The 23,130-nt window shown below is 75.8% G+C and carries 15 protein-coding genes and 1 pseudogene; 7 read left to right on the forward strand and 9 right to left on the reverse strand.

Annotation, left to right across the window (positions count from 1 at the left end; translation table 11 throughout):
* The 3 genes and pseudogenes from BM093_RS28240 to BM093_RS28250 form a co-directional block, all read right to left on the reverse strand.
* Positions 1–277 (reverse strand): annotated as a pseudogene (locus BM093_RS28240) (IS701 family transposase); the annotation flags it as partial.
* A gap of 101 nt (positions 278–378) precedes the next feature.
* Positions 379–1,482 (reverse strand): quinone-dependent dihydroorotate dehydrogenase, encoded by a 1,104-nt coding sequence (locus tag BM093_RS28245; protein WP_093353052.1) that lies wholly within the window; start codon positions 1,480–1,482, stop codon positions 379–381.
* Between the two features lie 51 nt (positions 1,483–1,533).
* The gene (locus BM093_RS28250) at positions 1,534–1,905 is read right to left on the reverse strand and encodes an RNA-binding S4 domain-containing protein (RefSeq protein ID WP_093353055.1); all 372 of its coding nucleotides are present in this window, start codon (positions 1,903–1,905) and stop codon (positions 1,534–1,536) included.
* A 116-nt stretch (positions 1,906–2,021) separates the two neighbouring features.
* Here BM093_RS28250 and BM093_RS28255 point away from each other — a divergent pair, with 116 nt between their 5' ends.
* A complete protein-coding gene (locus BM093_RS28255; protein WP_093353146.1) occupies positions 2,022–2,900 on the forward strand; it encodes a diacylglycerol/lipid kinase family protein in 879 nt (292 codons plus the stop codon).
* An 89-nt stretch (positions 2,901–2,989) separates the two neighbouring features.
* On the opposite strand, the gene BM093_RS28260 is transcribed toward BM093_RS28255, so the two are convergent.
* Both BM093_RS28260 and malQ read right to left on the reverse strand, forming a co-directional pair.
* Positions 2,990–3,811, reverse strand: coding sequence for a 2-keto-4-pentenoate hydratase (locus BM093_RS28260; RefSeq protein WP_245773858.1), 822 nt, complete (start codon positions 3,809–3,811; stop codon positions 2,990–2,992).
* Between the two features lie 20 nt (positions 3,812–3,831).
* Complete coding sequence (malQ, locus tag BM093_RS28265; protein ID WP_093353155.1) at positions 3,832–5,838, reverse strand: 4-alpha-glucanotransferase; 2,007 nt, start codon at positions 5,836–5,838, stop codon at positions 3,832–3,834.
* A gap of 253 nt (positions 5,839–6,091) precedes the next feature.
* Here malQ and BM093_RS28270 point away from each other — a divergent pair, with 253 nt between their 5' ends.
* From BM093_RS28270 to BM093_RS28290, 5 genes are all read left to right on the forward strand, one after another.
* Positions 6,092–10,213, forward strand: coding sequence for a carboxypeptidase regulatory-like domain-containing protein (locus BM093_RS28270; protein ID WP_093353058.1), 4,122 nt, complete (start codon positions 6,092–6,094; stop codon positions 10,211–10,213).
* Positions 10,210–11,091, forward strand: a complete 882-nt coding sequence (locus BM093_RS28275; protein WP_093353061.1) for an alpha/beta hydrolase — start codon at positions 10,210–10,212, stop codon at positions 11,089–11,091. The genes BM093_RS28270 and BM093_RS28275 overlap by 4 nt, the downstream gene beginning before the upstream one ends.
* A 108-nt stretch (positions 11,092–11,199) precedes the next feature.
* A complete protein-coding gene (locus BM093_RS28280; RefSeq protein WP_143105550.1) occupies positions 11,200–16,827 on the forward strand; it encodes a SpoIIE family protein phosphatase in 5,628 nt (1,875 codons plus the stop codon).
* A 249-nt stretch (positions 16,828–17,076) separates the two neighbouring features.
* Complete coding sequence (locus tag BM093_RS28285) at positions 17,077–17,640, forward strand: cysteine dioxygenase (RefSeq protein ID WP_093353067.1); 564 nt, start codon at positions 17,077–17,079, stop codon at positions 17,638–17,640.
* Positions 17,637–18,062: a rhodanese-like domain-containing protein gene (locus BM093_RS28290; protein WP_093353070.1), complete on the forward strand. Its 426-nt coding sequence runs from the start codon at positions 17,637–17,639 to the stop codon at positions 18,060–18,062. Before BM093_RS28285 ends, BM093_RS28290 begins: the two co-directional genes overlap by 4 nt.
* A gap of 56 nt (positions 18,063–18,118) precedes the next feature.
* On the opposite strand, the gene BM093_RS28295 is transcribed toward BM093_RS28290, so the two are convergent.
* From BM093_RS28295 to BM093_RS28310, 4 genes are read right to left on the reverse strand one after another with little or no spacing between them, the layout of a single operon-like run.
* Complete coding sequence (locus BM093_RS28295) at positions 18,119–18,961, reverse strand: SDR family NAD(P)-dependent oxidoreductase (protein ID WP_093353073.1); 843 nt, start codon at positions 18,959–18,961, stop codon at positions 18,119–18,121.
* Positions 18,958–20,442, reverse strand: a complete 1,485-nt coding sequence (locus BM093_RS28300) for a flavin-containing monooxygenase (protein ID WP_093353076.1) — start codon at positions 20,440–20,442, stop codon at positions 18,958–18,960. Before BM093_RS28300 ends, BM093_RS28295 begins: the two co-directional genes overlap by 4 nt.
* A gap of 14 nt (positions 20,443–20,456) precedes the next feature.
* Positions 20,457–21,521, reverse strand: coding sequence for a PDR/VanB family oxidoreductase (locus BM093_RS28305; protein WP_093353160.1), 1,065 nt, complete (start codon positions 21,519–21,521; stop codon positions 20,457–20,459).
* Entirely contained in the window at positions 21,521–22,402 is an 882-nt protein-coding gene (locus tag BM093_RS28310; RefSeq protein WP_093353079.1) for a metal-dependent hydrolase, read from the reverse strand. Before BM093_RS28310 ends, BM093_RS28305 begins: the two co-directional genes overlap by 1 nt.
* 94 nt (positions 22,403–22,496) lie before the next feature.
* Here BM093_RS28310 and BM093_RS28315 point away from each other — a divergent pair, with 94 nt between their 5' ends.
* Positions 22,497–23,120: a TetR/AcrR family transcriptional regulator gene (locus BM093_RS28315; protein WP_177238753.1), complete on the forward strand. Its 624-nt coding sequence runs from the start codon at positions 22,497–22,499 to the stop codon at positions 23,118–23,120.
* Positions 23,121–23,130 lie beyond the last annotated feature (10 nt).

Genomic DNA, 23,130 nt, shown 5'->3' on the forward strand with positions numbered 1-23,130 from the left:
CACTTGCGGGGTCGCCGAGGGCGTCGAGGACGTAGTCGCGCACGTCGTCGCGGACCCCGTCGACGTCCCAGTCCGCGGTGCGCAACATCCGCTGCGTCCCGTCCGGCGAGACCGCCCCCGCATGCTCGGCCAGCGTCCACCCGTTCTTGCGCTCCAACCCGGCCAGCAACCCGCGCACGTACGCCCCAGCCCGCGCGCGAGGCTCACGACGGAAGAACCGCGGCCCGATCGAGGCTATGACCTGGTCCAACGCCGTTACCCATCCAGCAAGATCCACCACCCGGCGATCATCACCGCCGAACCCGGATCAGCCTCTCACGACACGCCGAAACGCCGTTGCAGTATCTGTCGCCGGCGGGGACAGAGGGAGCAGCGGGCTCAGAGATCCGCGCCGACCGCCTGGGAGACAGCGGTGAAGCCGTCCCGGCGGACGAGCTCGGCCAGCTCGCGGTGCACCCGCGAGGGCCAGAGCAGCCCGCCGTAGACGAACCCGGTGTAGGCCTGCACGAGCGAGGCGCCGGCCCGGATCCTGCGGTAGGCCTCCGCGGCGTCCTCGATCCCGCCCACGGAGATGACGATCTGCTCCGCGGAGAGCCGGGCGCGCAGCCGTCGTACGACCTGGAGGGCCTGGGCCGCGAGCGGACGGCCGGAGAGACCACCGGCGCCGAGGGCCGCCACGTCCGTCGCGGGGGTACGAAGGCCCTCGCGGGACACGGTGGTGTTCGTGGCGACCACGCCGTCGAGCCCGAGGCGCACCGCGAGATCGGCGATGGCGTCGACGTCGGCGTCGGCCAGGTCGACCGTGATCTTCACGAGCAGCGGGACCCGCCGGTCGCCGGCGACACGGTCGAGCTCGTCGCGGACCGCCACGAGGAGCGGCTCCAGCACGTCGACCTGCTGCAGGTCCCGCAGGCCCGGCGTGTTCGGTGAGCTGACGTTGACGACGACGTAGTCGGCGTAGGCACCCAGCGCGGCAGCGCTCGCGCGGTAGTCCTCGGCGGCCTCGGCGGCCGGCACCACCTTGCTCTTGCCGATGTTCACCCCGAGCACCGGCATCCCGGCGCCCGGACGGAACCGGAGCGCGGCAAGCCGCGGCGCGACCGCCGCGGCACCGGCGTTGTTGAACCCCATCCGGTTGATCAGCGCGTGGTCGTCGACGAGGCGGAACAGCCGCGGCCTGGGATTGCCGGGCTGCGCACGCCCGGTCACGGTGCCGATCTCCACGGCGGCGAAGCCGAGCCGCCCGAGCGCCAGCACGCCCTCGGCGTCCTTGTCGAACCCGGCCGCGAGCCCCAGGGGACCCGCGAACCGGAGCCCGAGCGCCTGCGTCCGGAGGACGGGGTCACCGGCCGTGAGGCGGCCCGCGATCCGCGGTCCTACGCCGGGTGCGCCACCGAGCGCGCGGACGACGCCGAAGCCCATCCGGTGCGCGGGCTCGGACGGGACGTGCCGCAGGACGGTGCGCATCAGGGCGTCGTACATGGCCCCCATCCTCACAGGTGGGAACCGGTGCCGGGGTGTGGCCTGCGACGCCTACCGGCCGCCCCGCGACAGGCCCAGCTGGTCGAGCATCCGCCGGTCCCGCTTCGTCGGGCGTCCCGCGCCACGCTCGCGACGGAACACCGGCACGGCGGCCCCGGTCGGCTCCGGCGGTGTGTGGTCGATGTAGCACTCCTGCGCGATCGGCGCCCCGACCCGCTTCTCGATGACCCGGGTGACCTCGACGATCCGGTTGCGGTCGTACACCCGTGCCCGGACCCGGTCCCCGACCTTGACCGGCGCGGCCGGCTTCGCGGGGCGGTCGTTGATCCGCACGTGCCCGCCCCGGCAGGCGGTCGCGGCGTCGGCACGCGTCTTGGCCAGGCGTACCGACCACAGCCAGCGGTCCACGCGGGTCGCGTCCATCCGGCCATCGTGCCATCGGGACGGCCGGCCGCGCCCGCGTTCGCCGTCCGGGCCGCGCACGCGTGGCCCGGGACGAGAGCCGGTTCCCCTGCGGGACCGACGTCTACGCTGCCCGGGTGGCCGAGACGATCGACTCCGTGCTGGTGGTGTTCAACCCGGGCTCCACCGGCGACGCCGATGCCCGCTCGCGCGCACTGCGCGACGAGCTCGCCGCGGCCCGGCCCGAGCTCTCCGTGGAGCTGCGCCCCACCGAGTACGCGGGCCACGCGCGCGTCATCGCCCGGGAGGTCGCCGCCGGTCCCGGGCGCCCGCTGATCGTGTCGGCCAGCGGCGACGGCGGCTACAACGAGGTCGTCAACGGCATCGTGGACGTGCCCGGGACCGGTGCCGCGGCCGCGGTTCTCGCGGCGGGCAACGCGAACGACCACGAACGCGTGACCGCACGCCGGCCACTGGTCGAGGCGATCCTCGACGGCCGCACCGAACGGATGGACCTGCTCGAGCTCTGTCTGGGCGATGCGGCACCGCAGTACGCGCACTCCTACATCGGGTTCGGCCTGACCCCGGTCGTCGCCCTGCAGATCGAGGAGGGCGGTAAGGGCACGCTGCGCGAGGTGCTGTCGACGGTGCGGTCGTTCTGGGCCTTCACCCCGTTCGAGATCGAGTTCTCCACCGGCGACAGGAAGCGGGTCGACCACCTGGTCCTCGCGAACATCGGGGAGATGGCGAAGGTCGCGGAGCTGAGCGAGGACAGCCGTCCCGACGACGGCCGGTTCGAGGTCGTGCTGCTCGAGCACCGGCCGAAGTGGATGCAGGTGGCGATCGCGGTGAAGGCCGCCCTGCGCGGGCTGGGCCGGCAACCGGCCACATCGGAGTTCCGGTTCACCAGCTGCGGGCCGATGCCGGTGCAGGTCGACGGCGAGGTGAGCGACGTGGCGGCCGGTACCGAGGTGCGGGTGCGGTGCGCGGCGGGTGCCTTGAGCGTCGTGCGTTGAGCCCCGTGCCTTGAGACCCGTGTACTGAGACCCGTGCACTGAGCCCCGTGTGCCGGCCTCGTGTGGCTGCGTGCCCGGGGCGCGACGGGTCAGGCGCCCGCCGGAGCCAGGGTGAGCTCGACCGCGCCGAGCGTGCCGCCGTCGCCGAAGGATGCCCGGACCCGCGCGCCCGGGCGGGTGGCGACCGGCACGGTCGTGGTCCCGGTGGTGACCAGCGTGCCTGCCTCCAGCCGGGCCCCGAGCTGCGGGAGTGTCTCGGCCAGCCAGGCCAGTGCGGTCCACGGGTCGCCGAGGACGGACGCGCCGCTGCCGGCGGCGGTGTCACCGTCGACCTGCAGCGTGGTCGCGACGGCCGCCAGGTCGAGGTCGAGACCGCCCTCGATCGCGGGACCGAGCACGAACCGGCCGGCACAGGCCGCGTCGGCCAGCAGCGACGGGGCGCCGGCGGCCACGTAGTCGTCGAACCTCGACTCCGGCAGCTCCACGGCACAGTGGACCGTGGCGACCGCCGCCCGCAGGTCGTCCCGGGACGCGCCGGGGTCCACCGCGGTCCCCAGGACGAACGCGAACTCGGCCTCCGCGACCGCCATGTGCAGCTCACCGGACGGGATGACGTCGCCGGGGGCGTGCCGGAACCGCTCGAACAACCGCCCGGGCAGCGGGGCGTCCACACCGATGTGGGCCTGTCCGGTCGCCGCCGTCGCCGCGAGCTTCCAGCCGTAGGCAGGGCCCGCCCGCTCGGACAACCGCTGCTGGGCGGCGAACCCCTCGGCGAGGGTGCGCGGGCGCAGCAGCTCGGGCAGTGCGGCGAGCCGCTCGCCGGTCGTCCAGGCCTGCCACAGGGCACCGGCGGTGCCGTCGGCGCGGACCAGGTCGACGGCGTCGAGGTCGGTGTGGCTGTGTGCGGTCATCGCCTGCGGATACTGCCAGGTCACCGTTGCGGAGCGGCCCGCCGGTTCAGGACCTCGGCGACCCGGCGGACGCGGTCGTCGGCCAGGGCGTCCTCGAGCGTCACCGGGAGCGGGATCCGCCAGTTCGGGTACTCGTCGACCGTGCCGGGGAGGTTCGGCTGGCGGGGCTCGCCGACGACGTCGTACAGCGAGGCCAGCACGATCCGTGACCGCGCCGACGCCAGCAGCCCGTGCAGAGCCACGATGATCTCGTCCTCGCCCGGGTCGCCGTCGGAACGGTCCAGCAGCCCCTCCGTGACGAGCAGCTCGAGCAGCTCCGCACGCTCCGCCGCGGCCTTCTCCTGCTCCGCGGCGGGATCGTCGAGCAGGTCCAGCTCGGCGCGCACCCGCACGTGCTCGCCCCGCAGGAACCCGGGCGCGGTCGGCAGGTCGTGCGTGGAGATCGTTGCGACCGACCGTTCGGGCCAGCGCGACGGCGGCCGCAGCGGACCGTCGTCGCCACCCGTCTCCGGGTCGGGGTCGCGGGAGAACCACAGCACCGTCGAGCCCAGCAGGTTGCGCTCGGCCATGTCCTCGCGGATCTGCGGGATCACCGTGCCGAGGTCCTCGCCGACCACCAGTGCCTCCGCCCGGTGCGCCTCGAGGAGCAGGACCGCGAGCATGGCCTCGGCGTCGTAGTGGACGTAGGTGCCGCGGTCGGCGGTCTCGCCGGAGGGCACCCACCACAGCCGCCACAGCCCCATGACGTGATCGATCCGCAGACCGTCGGCGTGGGCGAGCAGGGCACGTGTCATGTCGCCGAACGCGGCGTAGCCGGTCCGCGCCAGGCGGTCCGGACGCCAGGGCGGCAGGCCCCAGGTCTGGCCGCGCTGGTTGAACGCGTCCGGCGGGGCGCCGACGGTGGCGTCCAGCGCGAGCACGTCCTGCAGCATCCAGGCGTCCGCGCCCTCGGGGTCGCAGCCGACGGCCAGGTCGTGGATGACCCCGACCGGCATCCTGGCCTCGCGCGCCGCCGCACGCACGCCGGCCAGCTGCGCCTCGGCCTGCTGCTGCACCCAGGAGTGGAACGCGATCCGCGGGGCCAGCTCGCGCTGTGCGGCGGCGACACCGGGGCCGTCGGGCCGGCGCAGCTCCTCCGGCCAGCGCGACCAGCGGCCACCGTGCCGCTCGGCGAGCGCGCAGTAGGTCGCGAACGAGGTCAGGTCGGCGTCGGCGCGCCCACCGTCCGGATGTCCGGCGTTGCGCCACAAGGCTTCCAACGCCGACCGCTTCGCCGCCCACACCCGGTCGTGCGCGATGCGGTCGCCGGTGATCTCCGGGCGCAGCGCGTCGACCTCGGCCCGGGTGGCGGCGTCGGCATCGGCGTAGGCGGGCAGGTCGGTGATCCGCAGGGCGAGCGGGGTCGTGTAGCGGCGCGACGACGGCGTGTAGGGCGACGGCTGCACCGGCGGGACAGGGGTGACCGCGTGCAGCGGGTTGACCAGCACCGCGCCCGCGCCGTGCCCGCCCCGGACCAGGTCGGTGAGGTCGCCGAGGTCGCCGATGCCCCAGGACGACCGCGAGTGCAGCGCGTAGAGCTGCAGCATCCAGCCCCACGTGCGTGGCGGGTCGGGCAGCGCGGGCGGTGCGACGACGACGGTCGACCGTCCGCCGTCGGTCTCCAACAGGTAGCGGCCCGGCTCCAGGCCGACCGGCAGCTCCCCGTCGACGTCGTGGGCCCGGCCGTCCTCGGCGGCCCGGCCGTCGGTGGCGGTGAGCCGCCCGCGACCGGGCACCGGACGGGTGCGGTCGCTGCGGTGGCCGATCGTCGGCGGCAGCGCGCCGGCCGCTGCCCGCTCCCGTGCCCCGGCGAGCGCGACCCGTTCCGCCCCGGGGCCGGAGACGTCCACCTCCAGCAGCCCGAGGATCCGCCGTACCACCGCCGCGTCGATCGGCTGTTCGGTGCGTGTGCCGTCCAGATAGGAGGTCGCGACGCCGTGCGCGGCGGCGATCTCGGCGAGCTCGGGGGTCACCGGGTCGCTGGTCATGGGGTGATTCTGGCCGATCCGGGCGTACCCGGCGCGGCCGGATCGGCGCGGTGGCGCGACGCGGATCGCCGACACGCGGGCACTGTTCACCCACCCCGGGCACGCCGTGATCGGTGCTACGGTTCGTCGCCGGACGCGCCGACCGGGTCACGGGTCCTGCCGGACCGTGGGCCCGCACCGGGGCGCCGGACCTTTCCGGGCTGCGACCGGGGTCGTGGGCCCGGTTCGTCCGCTCCGGCAGAAGGATCTCCAGATGTCGACGTGGGCCCTGCTGGGGCTGTTGGTGGTGGTGCTGGTGGCCGTCGGGATCGCAGCGTTCCTGCGGTGGGGGCGGAACCGGGACGCGGACCCGACGTCGCAGGACGACGCGCCGCCGCGCACCGTCGCCGATCTGGTGGACCGGCGGGCCCGCGGGCTCGACGACCATCCTCGCCGATCGGCCGAGGCCGCCGGTGAGGACGCGGAGGCACCGTCCACGGACGACGGCCACCCGGAGGACGCCGCTTCGCCCGATACCGGCGCGGCCACAGCGGGGCCGGCCGCTACGGACAACACCGATGCGGACTCCGGCGCCGGGAGCCCCGGCGGTGCGGGCTCCGGACGTACACGCCCGGACGACGAGGGCGACACGACCGGAGCGGCCTCCGAGGACGAGGTCGCCACGGAGGAGCTCCCCGCCGGAGGGGACTCCGACGAGGTCACACCGGTGCTCGGTACCCGGTCCGCGCTCGGCCCGACGCACTCCTCCGCGCCCGACATCACCCGGGTCGACGAGCACGCCGAGAGCGAGGCGCCCGGCAGCGCGGACTCGGGCAGGGCGAACGCGGGTACTGCGAACTCGGGTACAGCGAACTCGGGCACAGCGAACTCGGTCGCTGCGGCGTCGAGCACCACGACATCGAGCACCGCGCACTCCGGTGTCGGGGCCCCGGACAACGAGGCTCCAGGCAGTGAGGCCCGTGGTAGTGAGGCCCGGGGCAGTGAGGCGCTGGGCAGCGAGACGGCGGGCAGCGAGACGGCAGGCAGTGATGCGCCGGGCGGTGAGGCCCCGGGTGGTGCGTCCACGGACGGTGAGGCGCCCGACGGCGAGGTGACCGACCGGATCCCGCACGCCGGATCGGCGGAGCCCCGGGTCAGCCCAGACGTCAGTGTCGGTCCGATCGGGCCGCCGTGGTCCCGCGGTTTCAAGGACGGCAAACCGGTCGAGCCCGTCGAACCGCCGACCGCGCCGACGCGCCCGGTGCCGCGGCCGTCGCCGGTGGCCCGGCGGCGCCCGGTCGACCTCGGCGGCGCGGAGACCACGAGCCGGGGGCCGGACAGCTCGGCACCGGACATCTCCACCGCCCCCGAGCCGGCGACCGGCGCGGGCTCGATGCGGACGGCTGCGGGCCGCGTCACCGGCGGGGAACGGGGCACAGCCGAGGAAGGTGCCACCGGCGCGGCCGGACGCACCAGCGCGGGCGGGCCCACCAGCGCGGGCGGGGGAACCGCCGCGACGTCCGACACCAGCGGCGACGACACCAGTAGCGACGTCGTGCCCGCCTGGTCCGTGACCGGACCCGTCCCGGACGGACCCGCGAACGAGGTCGAGGTCGACGAGATCGCCGCGGGCCGGGCACAGGGTGGCCCGTCGGGCCCGGCCGATCCGATCGAGTTCGGGCGCGGTGCCGAGTCGCCCGGTGCGACGGCGGATCGCGGTTCCCTCCGCGCGGCCGGTGCCGGTGTGGCCGGCGCGGCTGCGGCCGGTGCGGCCGTCGCCGCCGGTGCGGTCGCCGGACGGCGGGGCGCGAAGCACGCCACCACGTCCGGGACCACGACCTCCACCGGGGGCAGCGCGACCGGGGACGCTGACACGGGGGGCGCCGCCGGTCCCGCCGCGTCGGGAGACGCACCCACGGGGGCCACCGCCGGGGAAACTGCCACCGCGGGCGCACCCACCAGGGAGGCCGCTACGGGCGACGCACCCACGGACGCTGCCGGGGACGCCGTCACCGGGGGTGCACCCACGGGCAAGGCCGCCACGGGCGACGCACCTACGGGGGACGCTGCCGGAGAGGCCGCCACCGTGGGCGCACCCACCAAGGATGCCGCCACGGGAGACGCACCCTCGGCGGACGCCGCCGGGGGCGCATCCACCGGGGGTGCATCCACCGGGGAGACCGCCACGGGCGAAGCACCCACGGGGGCCGCCGCATCGGGCGAGGCACCCACGAGGGCCGCCGCCGGGGACGCCGCCGCCGGGGACGCCGCCACCGCGGGCGCACCGACGAGAGCGACCGCCGGGACCGCCGTTCCGGGTACCGCGACGGGAAGCACTGCGGACGCCGAGACGGTGACCGCAGGCAGGGCCGGCACGGAGCAGGAGCCCACCCGCGAGGCGTCCGGCGGAACGTCCGCCGCCGGTGCGACGTCCGGCGACGTGTCCGGCACGAGCGCCGCACCGCGCGCGACGGCGGGCACGACGACCGTTGCGGGTGCAGCACCGGCCGACGCGAAGACCACGCCCGGCTCGGGGAAGGGCGCTGGGGCCACTCCTGCGCCCGGCGCGAGTGCGCCCGGCGCGAGTACGGCGGGCGCGCCCGGCGCCGAGCAGGTCGACAGCGGTTCACGTCCGACTGACGAGAACCGCTCGACCGCAACCGGACACGGGCCTACCGGCACCACCGCGGCGGCCGGGCACGCCCCGGGCGGCGACACCGCCGGTGGGGACGCCCCGGGCGGTGACGGCGCGGTTGGTGACGGCGCGAACGGTGACGGCACGGCTGATGGCGGCACGGCTGGTGACAGCACGGCTCGGGACAGCACGGCTCGGGACGGCGCGGTCGCGGCCGACACCGCACCGAGCCCCGCGACCGGACAGGTGACCGGTTCGGCCGGGACAGGCGCGGGTCCGTCCGGCACCGTGGCGGCCGCCGGTGTCGCTGCCGTCGGCCTCACCGCTGCGGGCGTCGCTGCAGCCGGAAGCGTTGCCGGTCGGGGGGAGCCCGCAGAGCGCTCCACCGGCCGGAGCACTACCGGGGATGCCGTGTCCTCTCCGGACCGCAGCGCCACCGCGTCCGTGTCCTCCACGGACCGTCACCGGAGCGCCGCGACCGGCGAGACCTCCGCGGGACGGGGCGAGACCACCACCGGCGAGACCGCAGGCGGCAGCGTCGCGAGCGGCGCCGTTCCGCGCCCGGCGGCCCCGGCCCGGGCGGACTCCCGGTCCCCGGTCGACCCCGACCTGGTGAAGCGGGTGACGGCGGTCCCGGCCGAGCGGCCGGCGAGCCGTGGGGCGGCCACACCGGACACCGAGCGCGAGTTCCGCGAGGCCCGTGACCGCATCGCCGCCCAGCAGGGGTGGGCCGGCCGCGTCCCGGAACAGCAGGGGCCACCGGACCCGGACGGTACGAAGCCGGGCAACGCCCGGAACTCGATGCTCGGCATCGTCCCCGGCAGTGGGTCGTCGCACGACACCGGTGACCGTCCCGAGCCGCCGCCGCGCCCGGCCCCGCGGGTACTGCGCTCGGTGCGGCCGGCCGAGCGGGCCGGCGACCCGGAGCGCCGGGGCCCCGCATCGGACCCGGCGGACGAGACCACGGACACCCCCCCGGCGGCCGGTACTCCCGCGCCGTCCGGCGAACCGGAGGCGACCCCCGCCGTGACCCCGAACGTGACCGCGTCCCCGAGCGCCGCGTCCCCGAGCACCCCGTCCCCGAGCACCGGAGCCCCGGGCACCGGAGCCCCGAGCACGGCCGGGGACCCGGCGCGGGCCGGAGGACCGGGTACGGGCGGAGCGCTCGGCGCCGGGGCCCGGCCTGCCGGCGAACGGACGGGCGACACGGAGGAGGTCGCCCTCACGGTGCACCGCTCCGGCGACGAGCCTGCAGCCGTCGTCCCGGGCACCTCGCCGCAGGACATCGAGGTGCAGGTCCTCGATCCGCACGGCGAGCCGCTGATCGGTGCCGACGTCAGCGTCCGCGACCGGGCCGGTGGACCCGTCGGCTCCGCGGTGACCGGCTCCGACGGTGTCGCCCGGATCCCGGTGCCGGGGTCCGGCTCGTTCGTCGCCGTCGCCGGCCGGGACGGGTACCGCCCGGGCGTCGCCGCCTGCGCCGTCGGTGACGCGGGCGCCGGCACCGTGCTCCGGCTCCGTCCCGCCGCGGTCGTCCACGGCACCGCCCGGACGGCGAGCGGCGCACCGGCCGCCGGTGTCGCCGTCGTCCTGGAGCAGGACGGCGAGGCGGTCGCCGGGACCAGCGCCGCGTCCGACGGTACGTTCCGCCTCCCCGATCTCGACGCGGGCCGGTACCGGCTGGTAGCCGGTGCGGGAGCCGGGGTGGACGTCGAGGTCCCGCCCGGGGGCGACGTCGAGCAGGACGTGACCGGCTCGTGACGACCGGCCCGGACGTGCAGGGGTGGCTCCCCGGCGTGGGCGGTGTCGAGCTGTTCTGGCAGGGCCGGCTCCCGACCGGTGACACCGCCGGACCGGTCGAGCCGTCGGGCGTGCTGCTGATCAGCCACGGGATCGGTGAGCACTCCGGGCGCTACGGTTCGGTCGTCGAGACCCTGCTGCCCGACGGCTGGGCGGTCTACGGGCTCGACCACCGCGGGCATGGGCGGTCCGGCGGCACCCGCGTCCACGTCCGGCGCTACGACGACCTGCTGCAGGACTTCGAGACGTTCCGGCGCGAGATCGTCGCGCGGCACCCCGGCCTGCCGGTCTTCCTGCTCGGGCACAGCCTCGGCGGGCAGATCGCCCTCGCCTACGCGCTGCGCCACCAGGACCGGCTCGCGGGCCTCGCGCTGTCCGCACCCGCACTCGCCTCCGACGCGGTGCCCGCCGCGCTGGTCCCCGTGCTCTCCCTGGTCTCCCGGGCCCTGCCGACGGTGCGCCCGCTCGGCATCGACACCTCCGCGATCAGCTCCGACCCGGCCGTCGTCGACGACTACGCGGCCGACCCGCTCGTGCACCACGGCAAGCCCACCCTGGCCCTCGGCGCGGCGATCTACGCGCAGATGGACCGCCTCCTGCCGCGCGCCGCCGAGCTCCGGCTGCCGCTGCTGATCCAGCACGGCACGGCCGACCGGCTCACCGACCCCGAGGGCACCCGCAGGCTCGACGAGGCCAGCGGCTCCCCGGACACCACGGTGCGCTGGTACGACGGTCTCTGGCACGAGATCTACCACGAGCCCGGCCGGGACGCCCCGCTCACCGACCTGCGGCGGTGGCTCGCCACCCGCCGGGAGTCGGCCCGGCACGGGAGCGCGTGAGCGGTTCCGCACCGGCTCGAGATGCCGACGACCCGGCCCTGATGGAATCCTCGGGGACGTCAGGTCCGGTGGTGGCGGGCGGGAACGTGGAACGGGGTGGCGCGCGCGGTGGGAGAGGCCGACGAGCCGACGACGGACGTCGCGGTGCGCACGCTGTTGGACACGACCGACTGGTCGGCGACATCGCTCGGTCCGCGCGCCGAGTGGGACGGTGAGCTCGAGAGCGCCGTCCGGTTCATGCTCGAGATCCGCCGCCCGCTGGTCGTCTGGTGGGGCCCGGAGCTGGTGCTGCTCTACAATGACGAGTTCGCCGCGCACGCCGGCCACCGGCACCCGCGCACGTTCGGCCGTCCGTTGCAGGAGGGCTGGCCGGAGCTGACCGAGCACCTCGCCGAGGAGCTCCCGGAACTGCTGGCCGGGGACCGGCCGGGCATCTACCGGGCCGAGGACCGGATCGTCCTGACGCGCTGGGACGGCCCCGAGGCCACCTGGTGGAACTACTCGGTGACCCCGATGCGCGCCCCGTCCGGCCGGGTGCTGGGTCTGATGACCCTCACCACCGAGGTCACCCGGAGCGTGGTGGGGGCGCGCCGGATGAGCGTGCTGGCCGCGCTGGGCGAGGTCGCGCGGGACGCGCCGTCGCTGGACGTGGCCGTCGAGCGGCTGAGCGCGGTCCTGGACGGCGCGGTCGAGGACCTCGCCTGCGCCGCCGTCACCACCTGCGACGCGGAACCACGCCCGCTGCTCACCGTGCGGACCGGCCCGCCGCCGCAGCACTGGCTGCCGCAGGACCCGGGCCCGGAAGCCGGCCCGTCCGTCGAGTTCGTGCCGATCGACCGGACCCCGGTGGACGGCGCCGGCCCACCGGTCACCGAGCTCGCCCGTGCCGTGATGCGCACCCCCGACGGCGCCGCCTGCCTGACCGTGGTGCTCGGGGTGCCGCCGCTGCTGCCGCTCGACGAGGAGCACCGCTCCTTCCTGCGGCTGCTGGTCGACCACGTCGGCCTCGTGCTGACCACGGCCGTGCTCCGGGACCGCGAGCGCGACCAGCGCGCCGACATCAGCTCGATCGAGCAGGCCCGCGCCGACTACTACGCCGGGCTCGGTGACGAGCTCCGCGATCCGCTGAGCCTGGTCCTGGGGGCGCTGGAGCGGCTGCGCACGCACGGTGACACCGTGGTGCGCGGCCAGGCCGTGCTCGCCCAGCGCAACGCCGAGCGGATGCTCAAGCTCGTCGACAGCCTGCTCGACGTCTCGGCACTGCAGTCCGGCAGGCAGGAGGGGTTGTTCGCGGCCACCGAGCTGGGTGCGACCACGGCCGAGATCGTCGCCGCGTTCGCCCCGGTCCTCGAGCGGGCCGGGCTCGCGCTCGACGTCTCCTCCCCGCCGCCCGGCCGGCCCGCCTGGGTCGACCGGGACGCCTGGGAGAAGATCGTCCTCAACCTGCTCAGCAACGCCGTCAAGTACACGATGGACGGTGGAGTCACCGTCGAGCTCGTGCAGGACGGCGAGCAGGTCGTGCTGCGGGTCGCCGACACCGGTGCCGGGATCCCGGACGCGGAGATCGACTCGATCTTCGACCGGTTCCGCAGGCCGGGTGACCGCCGTGGCCGCACCGTCGAGGGCAGCGGCCTCGGGCTGCCGCTGATCCGCCAGCTGGTCCGGCTGCACGGCGGCACCATCGACGTCACCAGCAAGCCGGGACAGGGCAGCACGTTCACCGTGCGGATCCCGCTGGGCTTCGCGCACCTGCCCGCGGACCGCCTGGTCCGCTCCCCGATGGGGACCCGCAGCACCCCGCGGCTCAGCGGACCGTACGTCGCGGAGGCGCTGCGCTGGCTGCCCGACCCGCCCGACGACGCCGAGGCCGCCGCCGGGCGGCCCGGCCCGGCCGGTCGGGGACGCTCCCTGGACAGCTCCGTGGTCGACGGCCTGGACCTCGTCCACGCCGACCGGGTACTCGTCGTCGACGACGACCGCGAGATGCGCGGCTACCTGCGTGACCTGCTCAGCGAACAGTGGACGGTGCAGGTCGCCGCCGACGGTGCCGCCGCGCTGGACACGGCCCGCACCGACCCGCCGGACCTGGTCGTCGCCGACGCCGCGCTGCCCACCGGCGACGCGGAGGCGGGCGCCCTCCGCGGCGGTATCGAGCTGCTGCGCGCGCTGCGGTCGGACCCGCGGACGGTCGGGGTGCCGGTGGTTCTGCTGTCCTCGCGGGCCGGCGAGGACGCGGCCCTCGAGGGATTCGCGGCCGGTGCCGACGACTACCTGGTGCGCCCGTTCTCCGCGCGCGAGCTGCTGGCCCGGGTCACCAACCACCTGCAGCTGGGCCGGGTCCGGCGGGCCGCCGAGCTGCAGTTCCGCGCGATGGCGGACTCGACGCCGGCGTTGATCTGGGTCGACGACCCCGGCGGGCACCGGCTGTTCGTCAACCGCGGCTGGCTGGACTTCACCGGTGTCGAGGACCCGACCTCGGAGCTCGGCCTCGACTGGCGCCACCGCATCCACCACGCCGACCGGGAGCGCTACCGGGCGGTGACCTCGGCCGCCGCCCGTGCGCACGCCCCGTTCGAGGTCGAGTACCGGCTGCTGGACCGGACCGGGCGGTACCGGTGGGTGCTCGACCGCGGTGCACCGGTGCGCGACGGCGAACGGTCCGCGGGCTACGTCGGCGGCTGTCTCGACATCGACGTCCAGCACCGCGAGCAGCGCAGACACCGGATCTACTCCGAGGTCGCCGAGTCGCTCGAGCGGGAGATCACCCGGACCGGGCGGACCGACCAGCTGGTCCGTGCCGTCGTCGACGAGCAGCTGGCCGACGTCGCGCTGGTGCACGAGGCCGACCCCCCGGCCCACACCGCCCAGACCGCCACCCTCGCGGTGGCGGCGGACCGGACGGCGCTCGAGCCGTCGCTGTGGCGGCTGCGGCCGCTGGTGCCGGTGGACGCGGGATCCGCCCGTGCGGAGATCGTCGGCCCGGACCGGTTCGGCGACGTGCTCGAGCGCCTTCCCGAGGCGCAGCGACGCGGCTGGGAACGGCTGCGGATGAGCTCGGTGATGGTCGTGCCGCTGCCGGCCCGCGGCCGCACCAGCGCGGTGCTGACCGCGGTGCGGACCGAGCCGGGGGACCCCTACACGGTCGACGACCTGGACATGCTCTCCGAGATCGCCCGCCGGGCCGGTCTCGCGGTCGACAACGCGCGGCTGCTCGAGCAGGAGCGGGCCTCCGCGCAGCGGCTGGGCCTGCTGCACCGGGCGACGGCCAACATGTCGGCGGCAGCCACCGCCGGTGACGTCGCGGCCATCGCCGTCGACCACATCGTGGGCCTGCTCGACGCCGACTTCGCCGGGCTCTGGGAGATCCGCGGGGACTGGCTGGAGGCGCTCACCGGGCACGGCTGGGACGACGACCTCTGGCAGCGCGCCGGCCGGATCCGGGGGGACGCCCCGATGGTGTTCGCCGACGTCCTCGCCGACCGCGAGCCGCGGTGGTTCGCCTCGGCCCAGGAGTGGGCGCAGCGGTACCCGGCGCAGATCGGCGTCGTCGCGGAGCGCGCCCAGACCATGGGTTACCTGCCGCTGGTCGCCGGGAACCGGGTGCTCGGCGTGCTCGGGGTGTCGATGCTGAGCGAGCGGCGGCTCTCGGAGGCCGACAAGGAGGCCGCGATCGCGGTCGCCGAGCTGGCCGCGCAGGCCCTGGACCGTGCGTCCATGCTGGACGCCGAGACCGACGCCCGGCGGCTCGCCGAACGGCTCGGAGCGGTCGCCACCGGCCTGGCACGGGCCACCGACGTGGAGTCGGTGGCCGACGTCGTCGTCGAACACGGCCGGAGCTCGATCGGCGCGGAGGCGGTGGCCGTCCTGGTCATCGGCGACAACGGGCAGCTCACGCTGTTCCGCGAGGCGGGCTGGCCGGAGGACGGTCCGGCGATGCGCACACCCGCCCGCAGCCACCCGCTGAGCCGCGCGGTCACCGAGGGCGAGCCGATCTGGAACGCGCAGGACTTCTCCGAGGTCCGGCGCTACCCGGTGCACACCGCGGTGCCGCTGCTGGTCGCCGGCCGCCCGATCGGGGTGATCGGGTTCCGGTTCGCCGGCCAGCCCACCTACACCGAGGAGCAGAAGAGCTTCGTCCGGACGCTGGCCAACCAGTGCGCGCAGGCGATCATGCGCGCGCAGCTGAACCAGGCCGAGCACGAGGTCGCGGTCACCCTGCAGCGCAGCCTGTTGCCGCAGAAGCTGCCGGAGATCGAACAGCTGTCGCTGGCGACCCGCTACCGCCCCGGGACCCAGGGCACGGAGGCCGGTGGCGACTGGTTCGACGTGCTCGACCTCGACGACGGGACCGTCGCGCTCGTCGTCGGCGACGTCGTCGGCCGCGGGCCGTCCGCCGCGGCCGTGATGGGACAGCTCCGCAGCGCCGTCGCCTCGAACCTGGTCAACGGCCAGCCCCCGGCACGAGCGCTGGAACAGCTCGACCAGTACGCGCTGCGGGTCCGCGGCGCGACCGCGAGCACGGTCGCGATCGCGGTCATCGACACCGAGACCGGCGAGCTGCACTACTCCAGCGCCGGGCACCCGCCGCCGCTCGTGGCCGGGACCGGCGGCGTGCGGATGCTCAACGAGGGACGCGGGGTGCCGCTGGGCATCTCGGGCCGGCCGCCGTTCGCCGAGGCGACCGACCGGATGGAACCGGGCGAGACCATCCTGCTGTGCTCGGACGGCCTGTTCGAGCGGCGCGACGAGGTCATCGACGACGGGCTCGCCCGGCTCGCCGGGGCGTTCGGCGAGCTCGCCGCCTCCCAGCCCCGCGACATGGCCGACACGTTGCTCAACCGGATGTCGGACGGGCAGTCGGTCCCGGACGACACGGTCGTCGTCGTCGCCCGGTTGATGCCCCCGCCGCTGCGGCTGACGATCGAGCCGGACCCGCAGCGGCTCGCACCGCTGCGCCGCGCCGTCGGCGGCTGGGCCGCGTTGTGCGGGATGGGTCCGGACGGCGTCAGCGACCTGCAGCTGACGGTCGGGGAGGCGGTCACCAACGCGATCGAGCACGCCTACCTGGACGTCCCCGCCGACGAACGGCCGGGTGTGGACGGGGTGGATCTGGAGCTGGCGCTCTCCGCGGACGGGGCGGTCACCGCCCGGGTCGCCGACGGCGGCCGGTGGCGGCCCCCACCGGCGGACCCGGGCTACCGGGGGCGCGGCATCGCGCTCATCCGGGAGCTCGCCCAGGACGTCGACATCGAGCCCTCGGAGGCCGGCACCACGGTGCGGTTCCGGCTGCCGGCGACCCCGGTCGACGTCGGCAGCCCGGGTGCCGGTCCACCGGTGGAGTTCGTCGCGGGCGAGCCCGAGCCGGACCGCACCGAGACCCCGGGCGCGTCCCCGGACGAGGACGACGACGGGCGCCCGGCGGCGACCCGGCTGCGCGCGGCGCCGGACGCGCACGGGGTCCGGCTGACCATCGTCGGGGACCTCGACCACGACGGGGTCGCGGCGGTCCGCATCCCGCTGATGGAACACCTCGCCCGCGGCCTGCCGGTCACCCTGACCATCGCCGCGGACGCGTTCGTCAGCAGTGCCGGGATAGCGCTGCTGACCGAGGCGGCCCGCCGGATGGGGGCCGTCGGGGTCCCGCTGACGCTGGTCGCGCCGGGCGGGAGCCAGGCGCGGCGCTCGCTGGTGCTGTCCGGCCTGGACACCGTGATGGGGATGTCCGACGAGGACTGAATCGGACCCGGCGCGGGGCCGGCCGGATCCCACGGCCGGCCCGTGGTGTCCGGACAGCCCGGGCCGGGCTCCCGCCCTCCGGACCGGCGGTTGAGCCGCCGGGGCGCGGTGTGGTGACATCGGGACATGGATCAGGCCGCGACGCTCGGACCCCTGTGGGGTACCCGTCGTGCCGACCATTTCGACCAGGGCTGTCGACGGAGCTGAGGTACCGAACCCCGCTCCGCCCGACCCACCTGGAGATCCACCGTGTCCGCGCCCGTCCGTGCGTCCCGCCCTGCCCGGATCCGTCCGGCCACCCCCCGCGCCCGCCCCGTCACCGCACCCACCCCGCACGACCTCGACGACCTGGTCGAGCTGACCCGCGGGATCGCCGCGGAGGTCCGCGCGGGGCACCACGAGGTCGTCGTCGACCCGCAGCGGCGCTGGTATCGGCTGCTGCGCAGCGACGGCCTGGTCGACGTCTGGCTGATCAGCTGGGCGACCGAGCAGATCGCCGAGCTGCACGACCACGCCGGGTCGCTCGGTGCCCTGACCGTGGTCTCGGGCACGCTCACCGAGCGCCGGTGGAGCGGCTCGTCGGGGCTGCGCACCCGCACCCTGCGGCACGGCCGCGGTGCCGGGTTCCCGCTCGGGCACGTGCACGACGTCGCGAACCCGGCCGAGGCCCCCGCGGTGAGCGTGCACGCCTACTCGCCGCCGCTGTCGGCGATGTCGTACTACGCGGTCGAGGACGTGCCCGCGACCGCGGGGCACCGGCGGCTGCGCCGCACCCGGACCGAGCTCGTCGAGCCGGGGCAGGGCGCCGGATGAGCCGCACCGTCGCCGACCTGCTGGCCGCCGCGCGCACCCGGCTGGACCGGCCCGGCCCGCACCGTGCCGCCGCGCTGGCCGAGGCCGGCGCGCACCTCGTGGACACCCGTCCCGGCTGGCAGCGCGTCGAGGAGGGCGCGGTACCGGGCGCCCTGGTGATCGAACGCAACCACCTGGAGTGGCGGCTCGACCCCACCTCGGACGCCCGCGTCCCGCAGGCCGTCGACCACGACGTCGCGTGGGTGCTGTTCTGTTCCGAGGGCTACAGCTCCAGCCTGGCGGCGGCCTCGCTGCAGGACCTCGGCCTGCACCGGGCCACCGACATCGACGGCGGGTTCCGGGCCTGGGCGGCCGCCGGCCTGCCCGTCGTGGCCGGTGCCGCCGGGCCGTCCGCAGCGACCCGGCCGCCCGCCGCCCGGTAGCCCAACACCCGGCACCCGGTAGCCCGGCGCCCGGCCGTCCGCGGCCGGTGCCGGGGTCACGGCGCCCGGTGCTCGCGTTCCAGCAGCCGGACCAGCCCGGCGCCCGGCCCGCGCACCACGACCGCGTCGACCAGCGGCGACAGCACCCCGCGCAGCACACCGAGCGGCGCCCACGCGCGCGGGGCCGTCACCCGTACCGCACGCCGCGCCGCGCCGCGGGCGATCACCCGGGCCGCGTCGGCGGGGGTGATGCGGCGGCGCAGCGGCCCGGGCAGCAGCGCGGACAGCCGGGGGCCGACCTCGTGCTCGTCCAGGGTGGCGCGGGCCAGCCCGGTGTCGACGAAGCCGAACGCCACCGTCGTCACGCCCACCCGGTGCGGTGCCAGCTCCAGCCGCAGGGCCCGGGCGAGCACCTCGACGGCGGCCTTGCTCACCATGTACGCCGACCCGCCCAGCGGCGGGCTGTAGGCGGCGCACGAGGCGACCACCACGACGTGCCCGCGGTGGGTGATCAGCTGCTCGATCGCCGGGCGCACGGTGTGCAGGGCGCCGTGCAGGTTCACCTCGACGACCCGCCGGAAGTCGGCGGGGTCACCGGTCCGCAGCGTGGCCGGCGGCGGGGTGACGCCCGCGTTGGCCACGACCAGGTCGAGCCGGCCGAACACCCGCACCGCCTCGGCGACCGCAGCGGTCATCGCATCCGGGTCGGTGACGTCCGCGGTGACCGCCGCGGTGCGCGGGCCGAGCCGGGCGGCGGCCGCGGCCACCGCGGCGTCGTCGCGGTCCACCAGCAGCACCGACGCGCCCCGGCCGGCGAGCTCGGCCGCGGTGGCCAGTCCGATCCCGGCCCCCGCGCCCGTGACGAGCGCGACGGCCCGGTGCACGGCGAAGCGGCTCACGAGGCCACCTCCGCCGGGACGGCACGGGACACGTCGTAGCGTTCGGCGTCCCAGCGGCGGGTCCGCGCCCGGTACTCGAACGACCAGCCCGGGTACAGCCCGGCGTTGAGCCCGGCGCCGTTGGTGTAGTAGCTCGAGCAGCCGCCGCGCAGCCAGGTTCCGCGGCCGGCGCGGGCGTGCGTCTGCGCGACGAACCCGTCCTGCGCGTCGGCCCGCACCTCGAACCGGGTGATCCCCTCGTCGCGGATCCGGCGCAGCGCGTCGACGATGTAGCCGACCTGGGCCTCGATCATGACGACGGCGGACTGGTTGCCCGCGGCCCCGAACGGGCCGAGCACGGTGAACATGTTCGGGAACCCGTGGTTGGCGACCCCGAGGTAGCTCTGCGGGCGCTCCCGGTAGCGGTCGTCGATGGAGCGGCCGTCGGTGCCGGTGACCACCTCGGCCAGCTGCGGCATCGCGGTGAACCCGGTGGCGAACACGAGGACGTCCACGTCGTGCCGGGTGCCGTCGGCGGTGACCGGGCCGTCCGGGGTCACGTGGTCGAGCGGATCGGTGACCAGACGGACGTCGTCGGCGCACACCGCGGGGTAGAACGAGTCGGAGAAGATCGCCCGCTTGCAGCCGATCATGTAGCCGGGGGTGAGCCGCCGGCGCAGCTCGGGGTCGGCGACCTGGCGGCGCAGCTGGTAATGCCCGAGCGCCTCGAACGGGAACCGGAACGCGCGGTGCACGAACCCGGGCAGCCCGAAGGACTCGATCCCGGCGTACCAGGCCGCCCGGGAGAGCCGCTGGACCACCGGGAACCGCCGGTACAGGGCCCGCCGCAGCCGCCCGGTGGGCCGGTCGCGGCGCGGGACGATCCACGGTGGTGTGCGCTGGAACAGCACCACCTCCTCGGCGACCCGGCGCAGCTCGGGCACGAGCTGCACGGCCGTCGCCCCGGTCCCGACGACCGCGACCCGCTTCCCGGTCAGGTCCAGGTCGTGGTCCCAGTGCAGGGTGTGGCGCACCGGCCCGGTGAACGAGCCCAGGCCCGGCAGGTCCGGGACCGACGCCTCGGCGAACGCGCCGACCGCGGACACCAGGACGTCGGCGGTCCACTCCCCGTCGTCGGTGGACACGGTCCAGTGCCGTCGCGTCTCGTCGAACGACGCCGCGGTGACGGTGGTGCCGAGGTGCAGGTGCCGGGTGACGCCGTGCTCCTCGGCGACCCGGCGCAGGTAGGCGAGGATCTCCGGCTGGGTGCCGTACTTGCGCGACCAGTCCGGGTTCGGGGCGAACGAGAGCGAGTACAGGTCGCTGGGCACGTCGCAGGCCGCGCCCGGGTAGGTGTTGCGGCTCCAGGTACCGCCGAGGTCCGCGGTGCGTTCCAGCACGGCGAAGTCGGTGATCCCGGCCGCGCGCAACCGCGCGGCGAGCGCGATCCCGCCGAACCCGGCGCCCACGATCAGCACAGGGACGTGGTGTGTCGTCGTCATGTCCGGTCTCCGGTTCACAGGTCCAGCACGAGGGACGCGTCGCGGGCCCGGGACAGGCAGACCAGCATCTCCTCGTCGCGCTCGGCGGGGGTCAGCAGGGTGTCGCGGTGGTCGACGCCACCGTCGAGGACGCCCACCCGGCAGGTGCCGCAGAAGCCCTGCCGGCACGAGTACGCGATGCCCGGCAGCTCGCGGCGCAGCGCGGTGAGCAGCGACTCGTCGGCCGCGACCTCGACCGTGCGCCCGGTGCGGGCCAGCTCGGCCCGGAACGGGCGACCGCCGCGCACCGGGGGAGCGGAGAACCGCTCGCTGTGGAACCGGGTGGCCGGTGCGGTCGCGGCCAGCTCGGTGCGGACCGCGTCGGCCAGCGCAGGCGGCCCGCACAGATACACCGCGGGCGGGACCGGCCTGCCCGCGGTGCCCAGCTCGAGGACCTCCGCCGCGGTGGGCGGGCCGCCGTGGCCGGCGTCGGTGCGCAGGACGACCCGCTCGTCGTGGCGGGCGAGCTCACCGGTGAAGGGGGTGGACGCGGTGTCGCGGCCCAGCTGCACCAGCCGCCAGTCCGCGCCGAGCGCGTCGGCGCGGGCCACCATCGGCAGCAGCGGGGTGATCCCGATGCCGCCGGCGACGAACAGGTAACCGGTCTCGGTGGCCATCGGGAAGGCGTTGCGCGGGCCGCGGACGGTGAGCCGGGTCCCCGCGTGCACGTCGGCGTGCACCTCGTGCGAGCCGCCGGAGCCGTCGACCCGCCGGACGGCGATCCGCCAGCGGGCCGGGTCGGCGGTGTCGCCGCACAGCGAGTACTGGCGCTGTGCGCCGGAGGGGAGCACCACGTCGACGTGCGCGCCGGGGGTCCACTCCGGGAGCGCGGCGCCGTCCGGGCGGGCCAGGGTGAGCGCGACGACGCCGTCGGCGATCTCCTCGCGCCGGTCGACGACGAGCTCGGTCTCGAACCCGGTCCGCCGCACCGGGCGGGGCCGCGACAGCGCCGGGGCCAGCCGGCTGCCGGCGAACAGCCGCAGGTAGCCGCGGTAGCCGGCCAGCAGCGCGTCCAGCCCCGGGTCGAGGGCCGCGGGCATCACGCCGCCGTCCGCTTGATCGGTGCGTGGGCCAGGTAGCGCACGGCGAGGTCGGTGCCGCCCAGCTCCGAGGGGTGGAAGTCGCGGCGCAGGTAGACCGGGATCTCGGTGAGGAAGCAGGTGGTGTTCGGGATGATCCGGTCCTTGGTGGCCCGCACGAACTCACCGGCCGCGCGGGTCCAGCGCCGGACGCCCCGCGGGCCCGACGGGTCCTTCGCGACCAGGTAGCCCAGGGTCAGGAAGCCGGTCAGGGCCAGTGCCAGCGACCCCAGGACACCGGTCCGTGCCCGCCGGGCGTACCCCCCGTCCACGTGCATGAACGCGTCGAACACCACGCTGCGGTGCTCGACCTCCTCGGCGCCGTGCCAGCGCAGCAGGTCGAGCACCATCGGGTGCATGCCGGACCGGCCCAGGCCCTCGGACTCGAGGAAGAACTTGCCCCACACCGCGGTGTAGTGCTCCAGGGCGGAGAACAGCGCCAGGCGCTCGCACAGCAGCTGGTGGCGGATCCGCTCCTCGCCCGCGTCCGACATGATGATCGAGATCAGCCGGTCCAGGCGGTCCAGCACCGGGCTCGGGTCCAGGCCGAGGGAGATCAACCGCTCCAGCATGCCGCCGTGGTTGTCGGCGTGCGTGGCCTCCTGGCCGACGAACCCGACGACCTCCTCGCGCAACCGCGGGTCCTCGATCAGCGGCAGGGCGTCGGCCAGCGCCTTCGACATGGCCTTCTCGCCCTCGGGTAGCAGCAGGTGCATGCAGTTGTAGACGTGCGTGGCGACCATCCGGCCCGGGATGTAGTGCAGGGGTACGTCGTCCCAGTGGAAGTCCATGTCACGGGCCTGGATCGCCCGGGTCTCGTCGGCGTAGACGGTGTCGCCCATGGTCTCGACCTCTCTCCCCGGTTCATGGGAAACGGGCGTTTCTGATGAGGGATCGTGGGTTAGGGTCCGCCGTGGTGTCAAGGGGAGGGGCGCGATGAGCACGCCGCGCTGGCACGGGACGACCGCGCAGGAGCGCGCCGGTGAGCGCCGCCGCCGGCTGCTCGACGCGGGGCGCGAGCTGATGGCCGACGGTGGTGCGGCGGCGGTGACCGTGCGGGCCGTGACCCGGTCGTCCGGGGTGAGCCCGCGGCTGTTCTACGAGTCCTTCCCGGACCGGGACACGCTGCTGCTGGCGCTGTGGGACGAGCAGTACGCCCAGCTCGCGGCCCGTGTCGAGGGCGCGATCGCCGACGCGGGCCCGGAGTTGGCGCACCGGCTGCGGGCGGCGGTGCTCGTGACCGCCCACTGGTTCTCCGAGCAGCCGTGGCGCGCGGTGGTCATGCTGCGCGAGACGCTCGCCGAGGAGCTGCTGCGCCGGCACGCCCGGCGCCGGCTGCCGGAGATGGTGCTGTCCACGGCGGCCCGGTCGGTGGACGCCGAACTCCTGGCCGCAGTGTCCCCGCCGGCGCTGGAGGTCGCGGTCGTCGGCCTGTCCGGCGCGATCGTGAACCTGTTCCTGGAGTGGACCGGTGGCGGGCTCGACGTCACCGCCGAGCAGCTCGCGGACGAGATCGTCGAGCTGATGGTGGCGGCGCTGCTGCGCCTGAGCTCGCGCTGACCGTGCGCGG

The sequence above is a fragment of the Pseudonocardia ammonioxydans genome, assembly GCF_900115005.1.
In the GTDB taxonomy this organism is placed as follows: domain Bacteria; phylum Actinomycetota; class Actinomycetes; order Mycobacteriales; family Pseudonocardiaceae; genus Pseudonocardia; species Pseudonocardia ammonioxydans.

Coding starts and splice junctions, on each gene's coding strand:
- BM093_RS28245 (WP_093353052.1), bottom strand. CDS start 1,482: ATGTACGACGCCCTGATGCGCACCGTCCTGCGGCACGTCCCGTCCGAG.
- BM093_RS28250 (WP_093353055.1), bottom strand. CDS start 1,905: ATGGACGCGACCCGCGTGGACCGCTGGCTGTGGTCGGTACGCCTGGCC.
- BM093_RS28260 (WP_245773858.1), bottom strand. CDS start 3,811: ATGACCGCACACAGCCACACCGACCTCGACGCCGTCGACCTGGTCCGC.
- malQ (WP_093353155.1), bottom strand. CDS start 5,838: ATGACCAGCGACCCGGTGACCCCCGAGCTCGCCGAGATCGCCGCCGCG.
- BM093_RS28270 (WP_093353058.1), top strand. CDS start 6,092: ATGTCGACGTGGGCCCTGCTGGGGCTGTTGGTGGTGGTGCTGGTGGCC.
- BM093_RS28290 (WP_093353070.1), top strand. CDS start 17,637: ATGAGCCGCACCGTCGCCGACCTGCTGGCCGCCGCGCGCACCCGGCTG.
- BM093_RS28300 (WP_093353076.1), bottom strand. CDS start 20,442: ATGACGACGACACACCACGTCCCTGTGCTGATCGTGGGCGCCGGGTTC.
- BM093_RS28305 (WP_093353160.1), bottom strand. CDS start 21,521: ATGCCCGCGGCCCTCGACCCGGGGCTGGACGCGCTGCTGGCCGGCTAC.
- BM093_RS28310 (WP_093353079.1), bottom strand. CDS start 22,402: ATGGGCGACACCGTCTACGCCGACGAGACCCGGGCGATCCAGGCCCGT.
- BM093_RS28315 (WP_177238753.1), top strand. CDS start 22,497: ATGAGCACGCCGCGCTGGCACGGGACGACCGCGCAGGAGCGCGCCGGT.